At 38.9% G+C, this 18,565-nt stretch carries 16 protein-coding genes, 1 other RNA gene and 1 pseudogene; 4 read left to right on the top strand and 14 right to left on the bottom strand.

What is annotated here, in order from left to right; all coding sequences use genetic code 11:
- Positions 1 to 383: 383 nt before the first annotated feature.
- Positions 384 to 1,007, top strand: coding sequence for a hypothetical protein (locus P4L16_03680; protein MDR3624226.1), 624 nt, complete (start codon positions 384 to 386; stop codon positions 1,005 to 1,007).
- Between the two features lie 310 nt (positions 1,008 to 1,317).
- Here the strand turns inward: P4L16_03680 and P4L16_03685 are convergent.
- From P4L16_03685 to tsaD, 7 genes and pseudogenes are all read right to left on the bottom strand, one after another.
- Positions 1,318 to 2,277, bottom strand: a pseudogene (locus P4L16_03685) (UPF0158 family protein).
- Between the two features lie 51 nt (positions 2,278 to 2,328).
- Positions 2,329 to 3,165, bottom strand: coding sequence for a diaminopimelate epimerase (gene dapF, locus P4L16_03690; GenBank protein ID MDR3624227.1), 837 nt, complete (start codon positions 3,163 to 3,165; stop codon positions 2,329 to 2,331).
- Positions 3,134 to 3,727 (bottom strand): ATP-dependent Clp protease proteolytic subunit, encoded by a 594-nt coding sequence (locus P4L16_03695; GenBank protein MDR3624228.1) that lies wholly within the window; start codon positions 3,725 to 3,727, stop codon positions 3,134 to 3,136. Before P4L16_03695 ends, dapF begins: the two co-directional genes overlap by 32 nt.
- A 69-nt stretch (positions 3,728 to 3,796) precedes the next feature.
- Complete coding sequence (locus tag P4L16_03700) at positions 3,797 to 5,278, bottom strand: glycine hydroxymethyltransferase (protein ID MDR3624229.1); 1,482 nt, start codon at positions 5,276 to 5,278, stop codon at positions 3,797 to 3,799.
- A gap of 101 nt (positions 5,279 to 5,379) precedes the next feature.
- Positions 5,380 to 6,567, bottom strand: coding sequence for a PfkB family carbohydrate kinase (locus P4L16_03705; GenBank protein MDR3624230.1), 1,188 nt, complete (start codon positions 6,565 to 6,567; stop codon positions 5,380 to 5,382).
- Positions 6,503 to 6,874 (bottom strand): hypothetical protein, encoded by a 372-nt coding sequence (locus tag P4L16_03710; GenBank protein MDR3624231.1) that lies wholly within the window; start codon positions 6,872 to 6,874, stop codon positions 6,503 to 6,505. The genes P4L16_03705 and P4L16_03710 overlap by 65 nt, the downstream gene beginning before the upstream one ends.
- Positions 6,875 to 6,950: 76 nt before the next feature.
- Complete coding sequence (gene tsaD / locus P4L16_03715; GenBank protein ID MDR3624232.1) at positions 6,951 to 7,976, bottom strand: tRNA (adenosine(37)-N6)-threonylcarbamoyltransferase complex transferase subunit TsaD; 1,026 nt, start codon at positions 7,974 to 7,976, stop codon at positions 6,951 to 6,953.
- 128 nt (positions 7,977 to 8,104) lie between these two features.
- Between tsaD and P4L16_03720 the strand changes: the two genes are divergently transcribed.
- Positions 8,105 to 8,869 (top strand): C4-type zinc ribbon domain-containing protein, encoded by a 765-nt coding sequence (locus P4L16_03720; GenBank protein MDR3624233.1) that lies wholly within the window; start codon positions 8,105 to 8,107, stop codon positions 8,867 to 8,869.
- Between the two features lie 6 nt (positions 8,870 to 8,875).
- Positions 8,876 to 9,265: RNase P RNA component class A (gene rnpB / locus P4L16_03725), an RNA gene on the top strand.
- Positions 9,266 to 9,339: 74 nt separating this feature from the next.
- Here the strand turns inward: rnpB and P4L16_03730 are convergent.
- Positions 9,340 to 9,690 (bottom strand): hypothetical protein, encoded by a 351-nt coding sequence (locus P4L16_03730; GenBank protein MDR3624234.1) that lies wholly within the window; start codon positions 9,688 to 9,690, stop codon positions 9,340 to 9,342.
- A 59-nt stretch (positions 9,691 to 9,749) separates the two neighbouring features.
- A complete protein-coding gene (locus P4L16_03735; GenBank protein ID MDR3624235.1) occupies positions 9,750 to 11,327 on the bottom strand; it encodes an ABC-F family ATP-binding cassette domain-containing protein in 1,578 nt (525 codons plus the stop codon).
- 66 nt (positions 11,328 to 11,393) lie between these two features.
- Between P4L16_03735 and P4L16_03740 the strand changes: the two genes are divergently transcribed.
- Entirely contained in the window at positions 11,394 to 12,359 is a 966-nt protein-coding gene (locus P4L16_03740) for a tyrosine recombinase XerC (GenBank protein MDR3624236.1), read from the top strand.
- A 9-nt stretch (positions 12,360 to 12,368) separates the two neighbouring features.
- Here P4L16_03740 and P4L16_03745 read toward each other — a convergent pair whose 3' ends face one another.
- The 5 genes from P4L16_03745 to lon form a co-directional block, all read right to left on the bottom strand.
- A complete protein-coding gene (locus tag P4L16_03745) occupies positions 12,369 to 13,277 on the bottom strand; it encodes a ribonuclease Z (GenBank protein ID MDR3624237.1) in 909 nt (302 codons plus the stop codon).
- A 145-nt stretch (positions 13,278 to 13,422) separates the two neighbouring features.
- Positions 13,423 to 14,349, bottom strand: coding sequence for a hypothetical protein (locus P4L16_03750; GenBank protein ID MDR3624238.1), 927 nt, complete (start codon positions 14,347 to 14,349; stop codon positions 13,423 to 13,425).
- 66 nt (positions 14,350 to 14,415) lie between these two features.
- Positions 14,416 to 15,552 carry a rhomboid family intramembrane serine protease gene (locus P4L16_03755; GenBank protein MDR3624239.1) on the bottom strand — a complete coding sequence of 379 codons (1,137 nt, stop codon included), beginning with the start codon at positions 15,550 to 15,552 and terminating at the stop codon, positions 14,416 to 14,418.
- Positions 15,543 to 16,067, bottom strand: a complete 525-nt coding sequence (locus tag P4L16_03760; protein MDR3624240.1) for an adenylyltransferase/cytidyltransferase family protein — start codon at positions 16,065 to 16,067, stop codon at positions 15,543 to 15,545. Before P4L16_03760 ends, P4L16_03755 begins: the two co-directional genes overlap by 10 nt.
- Positions 16,064 to 18,508, bottom strand: a complete 2,445-nt coding sequence (gene lon / locus P4L16_03765; GenBank protein MDR3624241.1) for an endopeptidase La — start codon at positions 18,506 to 18,508, stop codon at positions 16,064 to 16,066. Before lon ends, P4L16_03760 begins: the two co-directional genes overlap by 4 nt.
- Positions 18,509 to 18,565 lie beyond the last annotated feature (57 nt).

An 18,565-nucleotide genomic window follows, 5' to 3' on the forward strand; every position in this document is an offset into this window, starting at 1 on the left:
AATGACCTTTATTTTAGGAGTGTTACCTATGTTGGTGAATCAGTTTATGTCTTTAAGATTAGAATTTTTATCTCTCATAAAGACAAAACTGTTACCTATGTTGGTGAATCAAACTGTAACCTATGTGGGTGAATTGGACCAGACAAATCGTTAGGTATAAAAGCACTCTCCGTGTCTCTGTGGCTCCGTGTTTCATTCCAAAAAACCAGCTTTAAATTTTAATGAACAATAGCTTAAGTTGTTAACAATAAACTAGTTAAAAATCGAGCTGACGTTAATTATAGTCGATATAGATCATAGAAAAGATATTTATATATAGAATTTGTTTGTTTTTAATTAAAGCAAAGAGTGATAATTAGACGCTTAAATTTTAGGTGTTTGTAATGTATTATATATTCTTTGTTTTGTTTTTATTATCAAATTCATTTTGTTATTCCAGAGTAATTGAAAACAATAAAGTCGTTTTCCAAGAGAGAGCTTTTAAACAAGTGCCTCTTGTATTGCAGAAGGCAGTAAATACATTGTCTCATTTTCCAGATAGCCATCAATTCATTCAACATTGTGAGAAAAGGGGTGGTATTACGCTGGCTTGGGCGCCGCTTGGTAAAGATATGTGTGATGCTTGTTGGATTGGAGAAAAAAGAGCAATTATTCTTAATTCTTCTAAGCAGTGGACTCTTGGTAAGCAGATCTCTTCAATTATTTTTGAATTACATAATGCCGCAAGTGATGAGCATTTTATTCAGTTGAATAAATTAGCTTACGAGGGGAAAATTACAAAAGATGAGTACGTTGAAAGTGTTGAGAAGCAGGAATATTTGAATTCTCTAGAAACACAGCAGTTAATTACTAAAGGCATTAAGCTAGGCTACTTTCCAAAAGATACATTTTTACCTATTTATAAGAGCTTTGAAGAGCATTTCAAATGGCAGATCGCTCTGGGGCATTCCGACCTTATTGCTCAGCAGTATGAAGAGATGAGAATAGAGGCTGAGCGTACAATTTAACTTACTTCTTTTTAATTACGGGCTTTTTGGATGGAGCGATAGGCTTTGCTTTATTAAGAGGTTTTCCCAAAGGCTTTCCTTTTGTCTTTTCTAGGGTTTTCCCAAGAGGTTTTTTTGAAGGTGCGATCTTTGGTGTAGGTTTTTTATCTATTGTGCTCTTTTTTATCTCCTTCACGGGTTTCTTATTATTAAGTTTTTTGTCCTCTTTGGGAGGGGGTATGGGCTTAGATGGCTTTTCTGAAATTGTTTTTTTGCTAGATGCTTTTTCAATTTTTGAAGGTGCTTTTTTTGTGGAAGCAGATGGAAGAGCATCTTCTTCATCTAGGTCATCATCATCTTCTTCTTCTTTTGACCAATCGATTTTTGAAAAGGCTGTAAGCTCTTGCTCCGGTGCATGAGGTTGGTTCCCAAGGCTTTTTAAAGAGGCAAGTTTTTTGGAAAGGCTATCCCACTTCTCAAGAGGACTCTGTTTAGAGGCATTGCGACTTGCAAGGAATTCTTCTTCAGTATCATATTTGGAAGAAAAGGTAATTGCAGATGTGCTTGTAATATCTGGGATGTAAAGAAAGGGTCTAATTTGTGGTCCAACAGTTGCGTAAAGGTCTGTTGTCATTTGCTGTTCCACTTCTACTTTGACAGTCTGTTTGGGAGGACGCCCTCTTTTAGGTCTTGGGTTGAGAGCCTCTGTGGAATAATATGTCTTAGCTTTGGCTAAAAGAATATCCCTTGCGTGAGCAATCTCTTTCGAGGGTTTTGTGTCGAAGAGAAATTGCTTGAGCTTTTCAATCATGGGGCGCTCTATTTCCAAATCCTCCTCGAAGACAAACTGGAATTGGTTATTACGTAGCCACTCAATGATGCGGATACGTGAGCGTTCTTGATAGTATTGTTGCCATTTTTCCAACTCAGTTAAGTGGTCGTAGATAAAGTCTAAGAAGTGGTCTCTGGCATCTTTTGATTGAATGACATCAAGAAGTTTTTCTTTGGTATCGATATCGTAAACTTTTTCATTAACAAATCCTTCCATGATTTTTTTTGTTTCATAAAAAGTAAGCTTTGGTAGCATCACATAGCGTTGTTTATGTTCAGAAAGTTCTCCCTTTAGGGCTGTAAGCTCTTGCTCTGATTTCATTAAATCTACATAGATAATAAAGCCCTCTAGTCTGTCTAGATAGAAGTCACGCTCGTCATCAGATTTGGCAAAAGCATCCATAAGTCTGTGTGCGCGCAAAATAAGAGGACATTGTGGTGTTTTGGAATTGTCTTTCATGAGTTACATCTCTTTGGAGCTAAAGAAGTAGAGTTTATCGAAAAAGAATCCTTATTTGCAAGGGATATTACCTTGAAAAATGAGTTGAGCATTACCCGTCATGATTACTTGTGAAAAAGCATTATTTTCTTTTTTAAATGAGATAGTCAGAGTTTCTTGTGAGTGGGTTTGTACATTAATTGGGCTTGGAAGATTGTAGATATGCGCTGCAGTAAGCGCTGCAGCGGTAACTCCTGTCCCGCAGGCAAGCGTTTCGCCTTCCACACCACGCTCGTAAGTTCTGATGTGAAGTTTATTTTGATTTGTTATTTCAACAAAGTTTGCATTTGTTCCCTTTGGTTGAAAAAGAGGGTGAAAGCGTATTTCTTTTCCTGCATTTACAACATCGAAGGTATTTAAACTCTCTACAAATAATACAGCATGAGGAACTCCTGTATCTAGAAAATGTAACAGCTTCTCACCTGTTTTTAGTTGAAGTTTAATATCCCAGTGAATATTTGTCGCAGTGCCCATGTCGACTGCAACTTTTGATCCGATAAAAGATACTTGAAGTATTCGTTGCATTGTTTCTAGCATAAATGAATCATTTTTAAACCCAAGTTCTTGAGTAAATTTTGCAAAGCAGCGCACGCCGTTACCACACATTTCTGCCTCACTGCCATCGGCATTAAAAATGCGAAAACGAAAGTTTGCTTTTGTAGAGTTTTGTAAAAGGATGAGACCATCAGCACCGATACCATGTTGACGGTGGCATATTTGTCTGATAAAATTTTTGTCGTCTGCTGGAAAAAGAGAGGAGCGATCATCAACTAATATAAAGTCATTGCCGGCTCCAGAGTATTTTGAAAATAAAATTTTACAAGTCGTTGAAAGAGTCGACGATGCCATCTAGAAGTCCAAATGCTAATGCTTCTTCAGGAGTCATCCAAGTGTCTCTATCGAGAGCTTTTTCGATGGTCTTGAAATCTTTACCCGTTGCTTTCACATACATATTGATGAGTGCATCGTGTGTTTTTTTTATTTCTTTAGCCTGGATTTCAAGGTCTGTTGCCTGTCCTTTAATAATCCCTTGAATGATGGGCTGATGAATCATGATTCTGGCATGCTTTGTTGCAAAACGACGCTTTGGAGCTGCACACAGACTGAGAATAGAGCCCATGGAGGCTGCTAAGCCTGTAACTAATGTGGTTACTGGTGATGTGATCATTTTAATTTGATCCCATATAGCAAAACCTGCATCAACAGATCCACCTGGTGAATTGATAATAAATAGGATAGGTTTGCCAGGATCTTTTAATTCTAAGTACCAAAGTTTGCGAATGGTAGTGCGTGCAGTGTCATTATCCACTACATCGGAGAAAAAAATTCTTCTTGCACTAAGAAGAGCATGATCGATCTTATCATCAAGTGTTTTGAAAGTGTGGTCTTCAGGTCCATTTGGAAGAGTCATAATATTTCCTAAATTAAATGTTGTGCGAGGTATAGCATATTCTAATTTAACATTTCCAGTCTAAAATTTTTAGCATAGCTGGATTTCTGGATAGACGGGAAATCGAGTAAGAAGATCTTGAACACGTGTTTTGGCTTTATTAATTGCCTCTGAAGAAGTTGTGTACTTTGCTTGACTTACAACGCCATTATGAATTGCGGCCTTTGTATTTTTAAGGACAAAGGCGATGATAGATGCAATTTCTTTCATCTCATCATGTCCCATTCCAAGTGTTGTCATGGCAGGTGAGCCTATGCGTATGCCAGATGTATACCAAGGACCATTTGGATCAAAGGGAATTGCGTTGCGGTTTAGGGTTAAATGAGCTTCTCGAAGAACACTTTCTGCTTGCCTTCCTGTTAGATTAAAGGAGGAGAGGTCTGCTATAAGAAGGTGGTTTTCGGTGCCATTTGTTGTAATGCGAATGCCTTGCTCCATCAAACTTTCTGCAAGTGTTGCTGCATTGCTAAGCACCTTTTTTGTATAGTAGCGGTAGGATTCTTGATTGGCTTCTTTAAAGGCAATTGCTTTAGCTGCAAGAACATGTGGAAGAGGCCCTCCCATAACAAGAGGACAGCCTTTGTTGATAGTTTCGCTAAATTCATGATTTGAGAGAACAATGCCCCCACGTGGTCCCCTGAGAGTTTTATGTGTTGTTGATGTGATGATATGTGCATGTGGAATGGGATCAAATTCATGAGTAAAAGCTTTTCCTGCAACAAGCCCTGCAAAGTGCGCCATATCGGCCATCAGGACAGCACCTGCTGCATCTGCAATTTCTCTCATGATAGCAAAATTAATCTTGCGTGGATATGCAGAGTAGCCTGCAAGCAGGATAAGGGGCTTTTCTTGCAGTGCTTGTTTTTTTATAGCTGCGTAATCAAGTAGCTCTGTCTTGGGGTCAACTTCATAGCTTATTGCCTGCATGAATTTTGAAGAAATATTGTGTTTATAACCATGTGTCAAGTGACCGCCAGAATTTAAGCTCATGCCCATTAGCTTTTGATTGATTAATAGTTGTCTTATTTGTTCATATTCTTCTGGTGTAAGTTCATCGAGGTTCTTTTTGGAGAGCTTTTTAATCTCTTTATTTTGTATTCTTTCGATAAGTATGGCCCAAAACGCAATCAAGTTGGCATCTGCCCCAGAATGTGGCTGTACGTAGGCGTGTTCGCAATTGAAAAGAGTTTTTACCTGAGAGATAGCTTCATCTTCAATAGCATCGACATTTGCGCAACCTGCATAAAATCTGTGATGTGTGTAGCCCTCGGCGTATTTGTCGGTGAGTAAATTTCCCATGGCAAGTTGCACGGCAAGAGAAGAGAAATTTTCTGAGGCAATGAGTTTTAAATAAGAGCGCTGGTCTTTTAACTCTTGTATGATCTGGTGAGAGATGAGTGGAGAAGAGGACTCTATGTGGTCTAGGGCCGCAAGATAAGCGATTGCAGCTTTTGTTCGGTCATGTTCTTTAGTATTTTTTAGGTAGTGATCAAGAAAATTGGACGGGGTCATCTACGTAAAGCTCCTAACATTTTAGTCGCTTAAGTCTACCAATTTCCTAATTTAATAGGGTATGATTTTGTAGAGAAAGCAATTCTCTTGGAAAATTTATGTCAGGAATGGCTCAGAAAGGTGATGAGCTCTTCTGTTGTTGGGCTTTTACCGTTTCTGATGTAGAATCCGGCTGTTGCAATAGCAAGACCTAAGCATTCTTTGAGAGGTAGTTGGTAGAGAAGGCCGCTGCAAAATCCAGCATTAAAATTGTCACCAGCCCCTGTCGTAATTAAAGGTTTTTTGCAAAATGGACTTGCTAGAGTAGCACTCTCTTTTTCTGTTGAAATGACTGCAAACTGCTTGGTGTGAATGAGTATACCATGTAAAGATAGACGTTTTCTTAAAGTATCAGCTGTTATTAATGTTTCTTTTGGCGTAGAACAAGTGGCATGAATGTTAAGAATGGATGCTACATGCACAGATTCTGAAGTATTAAGCCCTAGGATGACCGAGTGAGAAGAAGGCCAATGACTGAGTAAGCTAAGTGCTTTTTTTAAATCTGAATTTAAGCGTTTTGCAGGGTCTGCAAGGTCTATAAATAGATGACGAGAATTACCTTCTGTTCTTTTGGAGAGAAAGGGAAGAATATCTTCTTGTAGTTTTTCCCAGATTGTATTCATTAGAGGTAGCATGGTCCAGTTTGCACTGACAAAGAGGTCTGCCTTATCTAGAAGCTGGATGAGTTCTGTCTTGTGAACATGCTCCAATAAGGTTTCATAATTGACATGAATGAGAGATTCATGCTTTCCAAGGATAACTTTGCCATCATTAAATTCTACAGCGTCGGAGTGACTGCTTGCTGCAAGTGAAATAACTCTTTTACAACGCCTTGCCATTTCATGAAATAAAGGCTCTATAGCACCCTCTTTGCCAATGGCACCGATGAATGAAACAGTATGTCCGCTTTCTAAAAGAGCATTGGCAAGGATGGGTGCATTACCACCAATTTTTCGCATTAGAGGTACGAATTCGATGTTGCAACTTACTCCCGCAGATCCGATGATGCGCTGTCCAAAGTCAGAAATTTTTTCTATGCGAGTATATTCGCTCGGACTTTCTCGTGTAGCAACTGCTGCAACAACGTCGTCAGTAAAACCATCAAAACCAACTAAAGCGCTGGGCTTTTTAGAGCTTTTGTGTAGTTCTAAAGAGGCCTTTATAAGGGCTTTTGCGAGTGTTGAATTAAAATCTGGGACTGTATTGGGTTGTTGATCCACATTTAATACTATGGTTGGGTCCTGTTTCATATTGACGATCATTAATAAGTATTTTAAATTCAGCAACTGTGCAGGTAGCACAAGTTTCCCAAATCCATTCGTTTGCCTTTACGTTTTTAAGTTGAACACCTTTTTCCCACGTAAGACCTGCTCCTTGACCACGAATGTAGAGGGAATTTCCAAATCCAACATCATAATCGATGATAACTTTAGTAATGCATTGCTTTCCGGAAGGAGCTCCACATGTGCCTGTAGGCTCAAAAGCTTTTTCTAAAAGAGCGCTACTTCCCGCACTGCTTTTTCCAGTAGGAGCAGTTGTTTTCTTATTGATTACCATGACATACCTCCCAAGTGTCAAATTGTGTATATTCTCAACTATTTGCGCCGATTTTGAATCTTAGTCAAGTAAAAAGTTAGATAGGTATTCTTGTCAGAGCTTCCAGGTCAAGGGAGTCTGCAGGTTTGCCCTTTGAGTAAAGATGATAACCAAGGCCTGCAATCATTGCGGCGTTATCTAGGCTAAGTGCTTTTTCTGGAAAAAATAGAGGGATATTATCTCTATTTTCTTTTGTAAATAACATTTTTAAATAGTTATTATTGCTAACGCCGCCGCCAACGAGTAAGCATTTGCAATTAAATGTCTTAGCGGCAAGAAGAGATTTTGATACGATGTCTGTGAGAGCTGATTTTTGAAAAGAGGCAGCGATATTTTTTTTGTCAGATTCTTGAATGATAAGTGGGCTATCTTTTTTGGCTCCTTGTCCTTTGATGGCATAAAGAACGTTTGTTTTGAGTCCGCTAAAGGAAAAATCAAAGGGTTTACCTTTGACAGAGCCTGCTTTAAAAGAATAGGCATTTTCATTGCCAGTTTTAGCCAAAAGTTCAACAACAGGGCCTCCTGGGTAAGGAAGACGGAGCATAGCTGCAACTTTATCGAACGCTTCACCAATTGCATCATCTACTGTTTGACCAATGAGTGTATATTTTCCAATCTCTTGAATTTGAATAAGAAAGGTATGCCCCCCTGATATAACAAGGCCTAAGGCAGGAAATAGGACTTCGCTTATTCTTGTCATGTAGGCTGCATAAAGGTGTGCTTCTACATGATTTACACCGATAAAGGGGATGTTAAGGGCCAGGCTTAGACTTTTTGCAGCGCTTACTCCAAGAAGTAATGCTCCAATTAATCCAGGTCCCTTAGCAACAGAGATTAGGTCAATATCTTGAAGCGTGCATTTTGCTTGTGTCAGGGCTTTTTGGATGATGGGTATGAGAGTGTCAATATGTCGTCTACAGGCAAGTTCAGGAATAACACCGCCATAAAGTGCATGGAGGTCTTCTTGTGTTGCAATTTCATTAGAGAGGATATGCACGCTATCTTCGACAACTGCAGCCGCAGTTTCATCACATGTGCTTTCAATACCTAAAACAAGAACCATAAAAATTTCATTTTAAAAACATTAGGTAATATGTATACACTAGAGAGCTTATTTTTTCTTGAGAATTATCGAAGAAATGGGTAATCTTTCAACTTAATTTACAGATCTATACTTATAAGGACCAACAAATGCAAGAATCCCTCAAAGTAATACTGGAGATTCAAGAATTAGATATGAAAATGATCCGTCTGATGCGTGTTAAAAAAGAACGCCAGAAGGAATTAGAGCATATCAATGCTATCAAAGCAGACTTTTTACAGCAGTCCGAGCTAAAAGAAAAAGAAGTTTTAGAAATTAAAAAAGAGATTCGGGTTGCAGAGTCTTTAATTGCTGAAGCTAATGCAAAAATCGAGCGCCTTGAAACAAAGCAAAATTCTTTGAAAAAAGTAGAGGAATTTAGTGCTGTAAGCCATGAAATTACGGCCGCAGAAAGAGAGCGCACCCAACAAGAGCAGCAACTAAGTGATTTAACAGATCGTTTAATTCAAGAAGAAGAAGTGTTGAAGCAGATTCAAGAGAGCTTGAAGTCAACGGATGTAAGTAGCAAGGCCTTAGAAAAAGAAATTAATGAGAGTATTGCTTTAATTAATAAAGAGGGGCAAGGGCTTCAAAAAGAGCGTGATGTTCTTAAAGAAAGAGCTCCTGAAGACCTTTTTAAAGTGTATGAAAGGCTTATTCGCAATAAAAAAGATAGAGTTGTGGTTCCTATCGAAAATAGGACATGCAGTGGTTGCCACATTGTTTTGACTGCTCAGCATGAAAACCTTGTTAGAAGGGGTGAGCGTCCAGTTTTTTGTGAACATTGCTCGCGCCTGCACTATTGGCTAGATAGTGAGATGGTTGAAGATACAACTGTTGCAACTAAAAAGAGAAGACGCAGAGCATCTGCGTAAAGTTTCTGGGAGGAGAGGGTCTAGTCGCTGTCCAAGTTTTGCTTGGAGAGAGGAAAGTCCGGACTTCGAAGAAGAGGATACCAGTGAAATGCTGGGGGTCGTAAGGCTACGGAAAGTATAACAGAAAACATACCGCTGTTTATTATTAATGAGCAGATAGGCTGAAAATGCTCGCTTTATGAGTTTGAGCCACCAGAGGGTAACTTCTGGTTTTAAAGTTATAAACCCTATCCGAAGCAAGGCCAAACAGGGGCGATAAAGAACTACTCTTCGTAGTATGCCTTGGCAAGGTCGCTTGAGGGATGCAGTGATGTATCTCCTAGACGAATGACTGACCGGTTGTGCTTTAAATTAAAGTACAACTTTACAGAATCCGGCTTAAAATCCTCCCATTTTTTATTAGACTCTTGCATACACAAACAAGTTGAAGAATTGTTTGTGTACAATTCTTCAACTTGTTTGTGTATATGCTAAGCTGGCAAATTATTTAGTTCTAGGTATGCTGCGTTGGCAACTTCTTGAGTAACTGGGCCTTCTGCAATATGTCCTTCATGAACTGCATGGTTGATTACTTCTTCCATAGCATGTTTGAGTACTTCGGCCTTGTTCTTTACATCAGTATTATTTGCATCACTTTGTCCTGCTTCTAGGGCCATTTTCATGAGAGCTTTGAATGTAGTTTGCTCTTGAGGGGATAAGTTAGGGGGAGCTTTTGTTGGAACCTTATAAGTTACTTTTGACGAATTGGGAGAGGTGGCGGAGGGAGGCGTATAGACGGGTTGAGGGGTATTATCTGGTGAACTAGGGGTTACATCGCTCATGAGAGTCTCCTTATGAAGAAAAATATTTTTTTTACTTATTTTTCTTTATGGCATAGCTCTCATTTTTTGGCCATATATTCTTCCAAAGGTCCATCAAAAACATGAATGCCATCATTTTCAAAGGCTACAATTTTTGTTGCAACAGTTCCAATAAGATCACGGTCGTGACTTGCTACAACAACAGTTCCCTTATATTCTTCTAGGCCCCAAGCAAGTGCAGAGACAGCCTCTAGGTCCAGGTGGTTGTTTGGCTCATCTAAAACAATTGTATTATGATCAGAGAGCATCATTCCAGCTAAGATAAGCCTTGCTGTTTCCCCACCAGAGAGGGTAGATACATTTTTAAAGGCATCTTCTCCACCAAAGAGAAGTTTTCCCATAGCTGAGCGAATGTCTTGGTCGTAGATGCCCTTTTTTCGCTCACGAAGCCAGTCAAAGCTTGTGATAAGAACTTTTTTGTCGATAAGATCAGAGTGCTCTTGTGGAAAGTAGCAAATTTGTGCTTGATGTCCTAAGGCAACAGTTCCGCTGTCTGGTGTCAATGCGCCGACAAGCATTTTTAGTAGCGTAGACTTTCCTCTTCCATTAGCTCCGATGACACCAATTTTATCACCTTTAGCTACCTCTAAAGAGAAGTTTTTAATTACGTGGTTGGAACCATAGCTTTTAGATAGGTGGGAGGCGTTAAAAACAATTTTTCCAGAAGCCTTATCAGACGGAATAAAGCGGATATAGGGGCGTTGAATATTAGATTTTTTGAGGTCCTGAGGTTGTAGACGTGTGATTTCACGAAGACGAGACTGCACTTGACTTGCCCTGGTTCCAGCTCCAAATTTAGCGACAAACTCACGCAATTGCGCAATTTTCTTTTCTTTTGATTTAGCATCATCTGCAGCTCTTTCTCGCACCTGCGTTTTTGTACATACCATTTCGTCGTAGTTGCCAGGATAGATGATGATGGTGTCATAATCGATATCCGCAATATGTGTAGTTACAGAATTTAGGAAGTGCCGATCGTGGCTTACAACGATGAGAGCGCCTTTGTAGTTGTGTAAAAATTTTTCTAGCCAGCTGATTGATTCTAAGTCGAGGTGGTTTGTGGGCTCATCCAGAAGTAGGGCTTGTGGTTCACCAAAAAGAGCTTGGCAAAGAAGCACTTTAAACTGTTCGTCAGAGGGTATTTCGCTCATTTTTAGTGCATGTTTTTCTAGATTAATTCCCATGCCTGTAAGGAGTACTTCCGCGTTAGATTCTGCAGAATAGCCATCTTCTTCAGCAATGATCTCTTCAAGTTCACCAAGGCGCATTCCAACAGCATCTGTCATTTCAGCTTCATATAAATTATCTCTTTCTTTAAAGGCTTTCCAAAGTCTTTGGTTACCCATCATAACAACATCAATTACAGAAATATCCTTGAAATCTTCTATGTTTTGCTTGAGAATACCAACGCGTGCAGGTAGTGTCACAGTTCCACCGCTTGCACTTTCAAGACCCATAATAATTTTAAGAAGTGTTGACTTACCAGCTCCATTTGGTCCTGTGAGGCCATAACGATTGCCGTCGCTAAAGGTGATGGTTACGTTATCAAAGAGGGTGCGATTTGCAAATTTTTTGGAGATGCTGTTGAGAGTAATCATAAATTAAAACACTTGTTAATATTGAAGTGGGGGCAAGGATACCATAAAAATGAGAGAGATTCAAGGATGTTTATTCAGGCAGCGTATAAATTTTTAGAATATTTGCAAGTCGTAAAAAATGGGTCAATACATACGATTAGAAATTATGCAATCGACCTCAACTCTTTAAAAGACTACTTAGAGGCAAAAGAGCTGCAATCTGAAAAGATTCGTTATGATCATTCTTATGAAATACGTGATAAGACTTTAGATCGTGTTGATTTTAAGAAGATTAATAAAAGAGTTTTGCGCTCATTTCTTGCAAGTTTAGTAGAAGCAAGCGCTAACAAGAGGACAGTTGTTCGGCGCATATCTTCGCTGCGTACTTTTTTTAAATATGCATTTAAAGAAAAGTATATCGAAGAAAACCCTATGGAGGAAATAGATAGTCCAAGACTGGACAAGCGCATACCTTTATTTCTCTCGTATGATCAAGTAGAAAGGCTCTTTGAACAGCCTAATTTGAGTGAATATTTAGGGTTTCGAGACAGATGTATGATGGAACTTTTTTATAGCTCTGGCCTTAGGGTGAGTGAACTTGTTGCACTAAACCGGGAGGACTTTGATGCACAAAATTTACTTGTGCGCTTGAAGGGAAAAGGAAAAAAAGAAAGAGTGATTCCTATCACAAAAAACGCTGCAGAGTGGATTCTAAACTACCTTAAACATCCAGAGAGGAATAAAAACATAGATGGACATTTAGAAGAGAGCGATGCAAAAGCTGTATTTTTAAATAGACTCGGAAAAAGGCTTACAACGCGTTCTGTAGATCGTAAATTTGCAAAGTACCTTATTGCAAGCGGGCTTGTAGGCACCATCACACCTCACACAATACGCCATACAATAGCAACACATTGGTTAGAAAATGGTATGGACTTGAAAACTATACAAACGCTTTTGGGTCACAGCTCTCTTGCAACAACAACCATTTATACTCACGTGTCAACAAATCTTAAAAAAAGCGTTTATGATAAAGCGCACCCCAGAGCCTAAAGAACTTTTTTAAGTTTTGGGGAAGAGGAAGACTTTTAAATCTTTTGCAACATCGCTGTTTGGGAAGATAGCCCTTGCTTCATTTAAAAAGCCTTCTAGTGATTGATAACGCGCTGAAAAGTGGGTGAGGATAAGCTTGTTGACATGTGCTTCTTTTGCTATTTGAGCTGCTTCCTTTGCGGTTAGATGGAAGTGTTTATGCGCAAGTTCTTTATGCTCTTCTAGATAGGTGCTTTCACAGAGAAGGATTTTTGCGTTTTTTGCAATTTCAATTGCATTTTTGCAATAACGGGTATCAATGACCACTGCGATGGAGTCACCAGGTCGTATATGACTGACATCGTCTATATGGACTGTTTTTCCAGCAATTTCTAGATGGCCTTTTGCTTCTAATTGCTTGATATTAGGTCCAAAGACGCCTTGTTCTTTTAAAGCTTCTTCTGAAAATTTACGTGTGTCTTTTTCGGTGATACGCCAGCCAATATTGTCAGTACCATGCTGCAAAAATGCAGCCTCTATTTTGAAGTTGCCATCATCGTGTACAAGCCCAGGTGAGGACACAGGATGTTCTATGACGTGGATGGTTTCATGATAGATGGTGCCATAGCGAAGTCTATCGAAATATTTTTTTCCACTCTCTGGATAGTAACAGTGGATAGGATGAGTGACCTTATCTAGGTTTAAACGCATGAGCATAGAGCCAAGACCCAAGCAATGATCGCCATGAAAATGGGAGATAAAAATGCGATTGACAACAGGAGGTGCTACGTTTGCAAAAATAAATTGACGCTGCGTACCTTCTCCTGGGTCAAAAAGAAACCCTTCATCGTTCCAGCGGACAAGGTAAGCTCCATGATTGCGAAAGCGTGTTGGTTGCTGACTAGAAGATCCAAGGATGATTAAATCACGAACGCTCATAATAACCTGAGTTTTGGGTTTAAATTGCTCAATCTTAGGGATCTTCTGGCAACTTTTCAATCTTTTTTGCTGGTTTGTAGTTTTTGAATATGGACTTTGCAAAAATGAAGAGGTTCGCCATTGTAGCCGATTTTATGGATCTTGTCTAATGAATGTCCATAGTGATGCGGACATTTTTTTCTCTAAATTTTTCAAGGCTTGCTTCTGTAACATGAGTACAGCCAATAAGGTGGAGTTGTTCAAGGCGTGCTGCATTGAGCGGTAGAAGGGCAACGTCTGTAACTTCTGGACAGCCTGATAAATTTAGGGAGATAAAAGGAATTGTGTGTAAATGAGAGAGGCCTTGAAAAGTAATCGTATGGCATTCGATTAGTGATAAATGCTCTAGGGGCAAGTTTTTGAGGTGTTCTAAGCCATTATCGGAGATGCGATCACATTTTGTAAGAGTAAGATGCGTTAGTTTGTTGAATTGTTTTAAGTAAATAAGGCCTTCATTGGACAGATGGCGACATTCTGCACAATTGAGCTTTTGAAGGTTTATGGCATTTCTTAGGTGAAAGAGTGTTTGGTTGGTGATTTTCTTGCATCCGCTAAGATGTAATTCATGCAGATGTTCTGTTTTTAGATAAGCAATACCCTCATCACTGATTTCTTCGCATCCCGTTAAAGAGAGCTGTCTAAAAGGAATGTGTCTTAGATGATAAAGACCCTTGTTTGTAATTTGTTTACAATTTGTAAGAGTAAGATAGCGAAGGGGTAGACTGCTAAGTGCGATAAGTGCATCGTCTGTAATATTTTTACACCCAGACAGGTCTAATTTTCGAATATTTAAACCTTTTAGGTGATAAAGGCTTGTGTCTGTGATCGAGTCGCATCCAAACAAATCTACTTTTTTGAGATAAATCAAACCTTTTAAAAGAGAGATATGTTCATCATTTATCCAAGAACAGTTAAGAGCACAGAATGTCTTGAGATATAAAATGTTTTTTAATATTTCATTAAGCTCGGATACAGAAAGGGGGTTGCTTTGCTTAAGGCTTAAAAAAGTAGTTTCTTTGTTAGATGAGCGCATAAGTGTTTTCCCTTACAAGTTTTATTCATTGTATAGAAATTATTTTACTTATGTCAACTTAAAATTTTATAATTGATGATTGCGATGGGGAATATGTTTTGCAAAAAACTTAAAGGATCCAAGAAACATGCCAAAAAGTCCGCCTGTGATATGAGCAGTATTGGCAATCCCTGGAGAGATGGAGGATTTTCCAAATAATTGTAGAAAGAAAGAGACAAGCTCTAAACTAAACATTCCAAGCACATAGATGGCAAGAAAAAGAAAGGTAGAGGAGTGTAACAGATAGCCTTCCCAGGGAGCTTTTTTTCTTCGCATCCAGATAAATCCTGCCATAGCACATACAATGCCAGAAAGACCTAAGAAATTTGGGCCGCTTATAAAATATTCACATGTATTTGAAAATATTCCCGAAAGGAGAATAAAAATGCCTGTTTTAATGGCATTGATTTTTTTTTCTATTTGATAGCCCAGTATAACAATCCACATTACATTGAATAGAATATGGAGTAAATTGCCATGTAATAAACAGGGGGTAAAGGCGCGCCACCATTCGCCTTGTTGAATTTTTTCAAACCAAGGGCCATGATAGGCAAGACTTATTTCTTTTTGCTGAGAACTTATAATAAATTCATCATAGAGGCCTTTCCAATAAGGTGTTGTTTGGAATTGTTTTATTAGTTCTTGCAATTTAGGATCTGTTGTTTTTTTGCTTTGGATCTCTTCTGGAGTATAGAGCTTAGTAATTTCATCGCCGATTTCATAGGCTTTGGGATAATCATAAAGTAGATCTTTCATGATAGGGGGGGCATAGGCCATAGGAAAAAGTTGCTTTTCTATCTCTTTGGGAGGAGTAGGTGTTGTCCATTCTTCATAGAGGAAAATAAAAGCAGAAAGCACGATGAGTAGTGTTGTGAGCGGCGTTGCAAACTGTCTTTTGATTGGGGGTTGTTTTTTTATGAGAAGAGGATCTGTGTTGGTAACAACAAGCTGTTCTGGTGGATCAAAGAAAGTATTTTTTGGGTTAGTGGTAAATTCTTGATGCCATTTTTTTGCAACGTCTACTTGGTCCTCATTGTGTACCCAAATTAGAAACTTTTCTTGTTCACTATTTTTTTCTATCTCATTTGCGATATTTTCTCTTTGAAGAAATGAAGAGAATTTTTCTGCATGTTCTAAAGTTTCAAGAGGGCCAATTAATCGCATGATGCTCTGATTTTTTTAAGGATAATAGAGGTGGAAAGTCCTGGAACAAGTTGGACGATATGTATTTTGCCTCCAAAGGAAGCTACAGTTTCTGCTTCAATACAATCTTTTCCCCAGTCAGCCCCATTGACATGGATATCTGGGCGGATTTTTTTAAGAAGAGCTCTTGGATCTGTTTCATCAAACCATGTGACATAATCAACAAATTGTAGAGCGCTCATCATCTGAAGTCTATAATCAAGAGGGATAATGGGTCTATGAGAGCTTTTGTATTTTTTGATGGAGCTATCTGTATTGAGAGCAACAATGAGAACATCTGCAACAGTGGATGCTTCATAGATAATTTGCAGGTGACCTGCATGCAGTAGGTCAAAAGAGCCATTGAGCGTGCCAATAGTTTTTTTTTGCGCGCGCAGTTCTTGAACTTTTGCTTCAATAATTGCAGGGTCAATCAATTTAGTGCGAAAGAACGCTGTAAAAGTATCACGAAAAGGTGTTAGATTTTCTTTTGTCATAAAACATTTTTATACTTTTTTTTCTTTGCTGTAAAGGCCAGAGCAAAGACTTCATCATATTCTTCAACAAAATGTACTTTAATATCGCGTTTGATGTAATCGGGAAGCTCTTCGTAGTCTCTTAGGTTTTCTTTTGGAAAAATAAGGGTTTTGAGGCGAGATCTTCTTGCTGCGATTAATTTTTCTTTGATTCCACCAACTGGCAACACCTTTCCCGTAAGCGTGATTTCACCTGTCATACCAAGCTCTTCGGTAACAGGCTCTTGACGCAATAGTGAGAGAAGCGCTGTAACCATGGTAACACCTGCAGAAGGCCCATCTTTTGGAGTTGCACCTTCTGGAATATGGATGTGTACGGAGGTTTTTTTGAAAAAAGCAGTGCCAGGTGCATATTTTTCTGATTTGCTAAAAAGGTAGCTCCAAGCAATTTGTGAAGACTCCTTCATGACATCACCTGCTTGTCCAGTAAGCTTCATCTCCGTTTTATCTGAGGGAACACATATAGCTTCAATATAAAGAGTTGCTCCTCCCATAGATGTCCATGCAAGACCGTTGCATACGCCAACGGGGTTTGTTTTATAGAAGCGATCCGATGTGAATACAGGCTTGCCTATGTATTTTGCTAAATTGTCGGGAGTTAGCTTATAGAGCTCTTTTTCTTTTTTGTCTTCTTCTTGACGTACAATTTTAAGGGCTACTTTTCGCAAGATTTTTTTAATGTAATTTTCGAGGCTTCTAACGCCCGCTTCTCTTGCATAACCATTGATGATTGCAGCTGTTGCTTCCTTTGTAAAAGACACCTGATTTGCCTTTAGCCCCATGCTTTTTCTATTTCTTGGGATGAGATAGCGGTTGGCAATTTGGATTTTTTCTTCGAGTATGTATCCAGAAAGGCGTAGTATATCCATACGGTCTTTTAAGGGCTCTGGTATTGTATCTAGCACGTTTGCTGTAACGATAAATAATACATTGGAAAGATCACAGCGTACGTCTAGATAGTGGTCTAAAAACTCTTTGTTTTGTTCTGGATCTAAAACTTCTAAAAGAGCAGAAGCAGGATCTCCTTGGTAGCTCGAGCCTATTTTGTCGACTTCGTCGAGCATGATGACAGGATTGGATGTCTCTGTGAACTTGAGCGCTTGAATGAGTTTACCAGGCATGGCACCTATATAGGTTCTTCTGTGACCCTTGATTTCAGCTTCATCACGCATTCCACCAACAGAAAATCTATAAAATTTTCTATCCAGTGCTCTTGCAATGCTTTTTCCAATGCTTGTCTTACCAACACCTGGAGGTCCGACTAAACAAATGATGCTTCCTTTAACGCCGCCAGAGAGTTTTCCTACGCTGATAAACTCTAATATACGCTCTTTAATATCTTCTAAGCCATAATGATCTTCTGCAAGGATATGTTCTGCTTTTTTTAAGTCGTGGCATTCTTTGCTAAAAACGCCCCAAGGCACTATTGTAAGCCAGTCTAAATAGTTCCTGCAGACAGAGTATTCAGGAGAGATGGTTTCTAAAGCATTGAGCTTTTCCATTTCCTCTTTGATGGTTTTAAGAACATCTGGAGGAATGGTTCTTACTTTAAGGCGCTCTTCAAATTTCTCTAAGTCACATGCTTTATCGTCTTTCTCAATGCCAAGTTCTTTTTTGATTGTTTTGAGCTGCTCTCTTAAAAAGAACTCTTTTTGTGTTTTAGAGATCATCCCTTCAATTTTTTGATTGATGCTATTTTGTAGTCTACTTAAGTCTAGCTCTTTTTTGAGTAAAAGAAGTGCTTTATCGATGCGTTTTTCTACATCGAAAGTTTCAAGCACGTCCTGTAACTCTTCTCTACTTGCAGTAGTTAGGGCCACTGCAAAGTCTGCAAGCTTTCCAGGTTCTGTAAAATCAGAGTGTCCAAGAAATATTTGAAGCTCTTCTTTAAAGAGAGGGTTTAATTTTAAAAGTTCTTTAATGGTTGTAACAATACTGATACTGTAGGCTTTAAGCTCTTCCGAGCTTACAGCTTTGTCTTCATGGTAGATGGGTACTGCCATGAGATATTTAGATTTTTTGACAGGTTTTGCTACAGTAAAGCGCTTTTCAACGTTGACAATAACCTGAGCGCCTCCCTGCTCCATAGGGATGATACGTAAAATTCTTGCCACTACACCTACTTTGTGAAGGTCATCAAAAGTGAGGTTAAAGGCACTTATGTCTTCTTTTTTTGTGAGCATCAGTCCTATGTATTTATGCTCTGAATTAGCTACAAGTTTTAAGACTTCGTAATAGGGGCCAGGTTCTATGACGATGGGAGCTGCCATCCCTGGAAAAAAGGGGCGTTTACTGAGAGATACGACATAAAGCTTGTTTGGAGGAAGAGAAGATTTTGATCCATGTTGATGTGTCTCTTCAATGGCATCGAGAACAGCTTCTTCTAAACTGCTTATATCCATAGAATTTTCGTCGTCTGGTAGTTGATTGTCCAAAATAAATCCTTATATAAAAACAGA

The sequence above is a fragment of the Chlamydiales bacterium genome (assembly GCA_031292375.1).
Lineage (GTDB): Bacteria > Chlamydiota > Chlamydiia > Chlamydiales > VFKH01 > JARLHF01.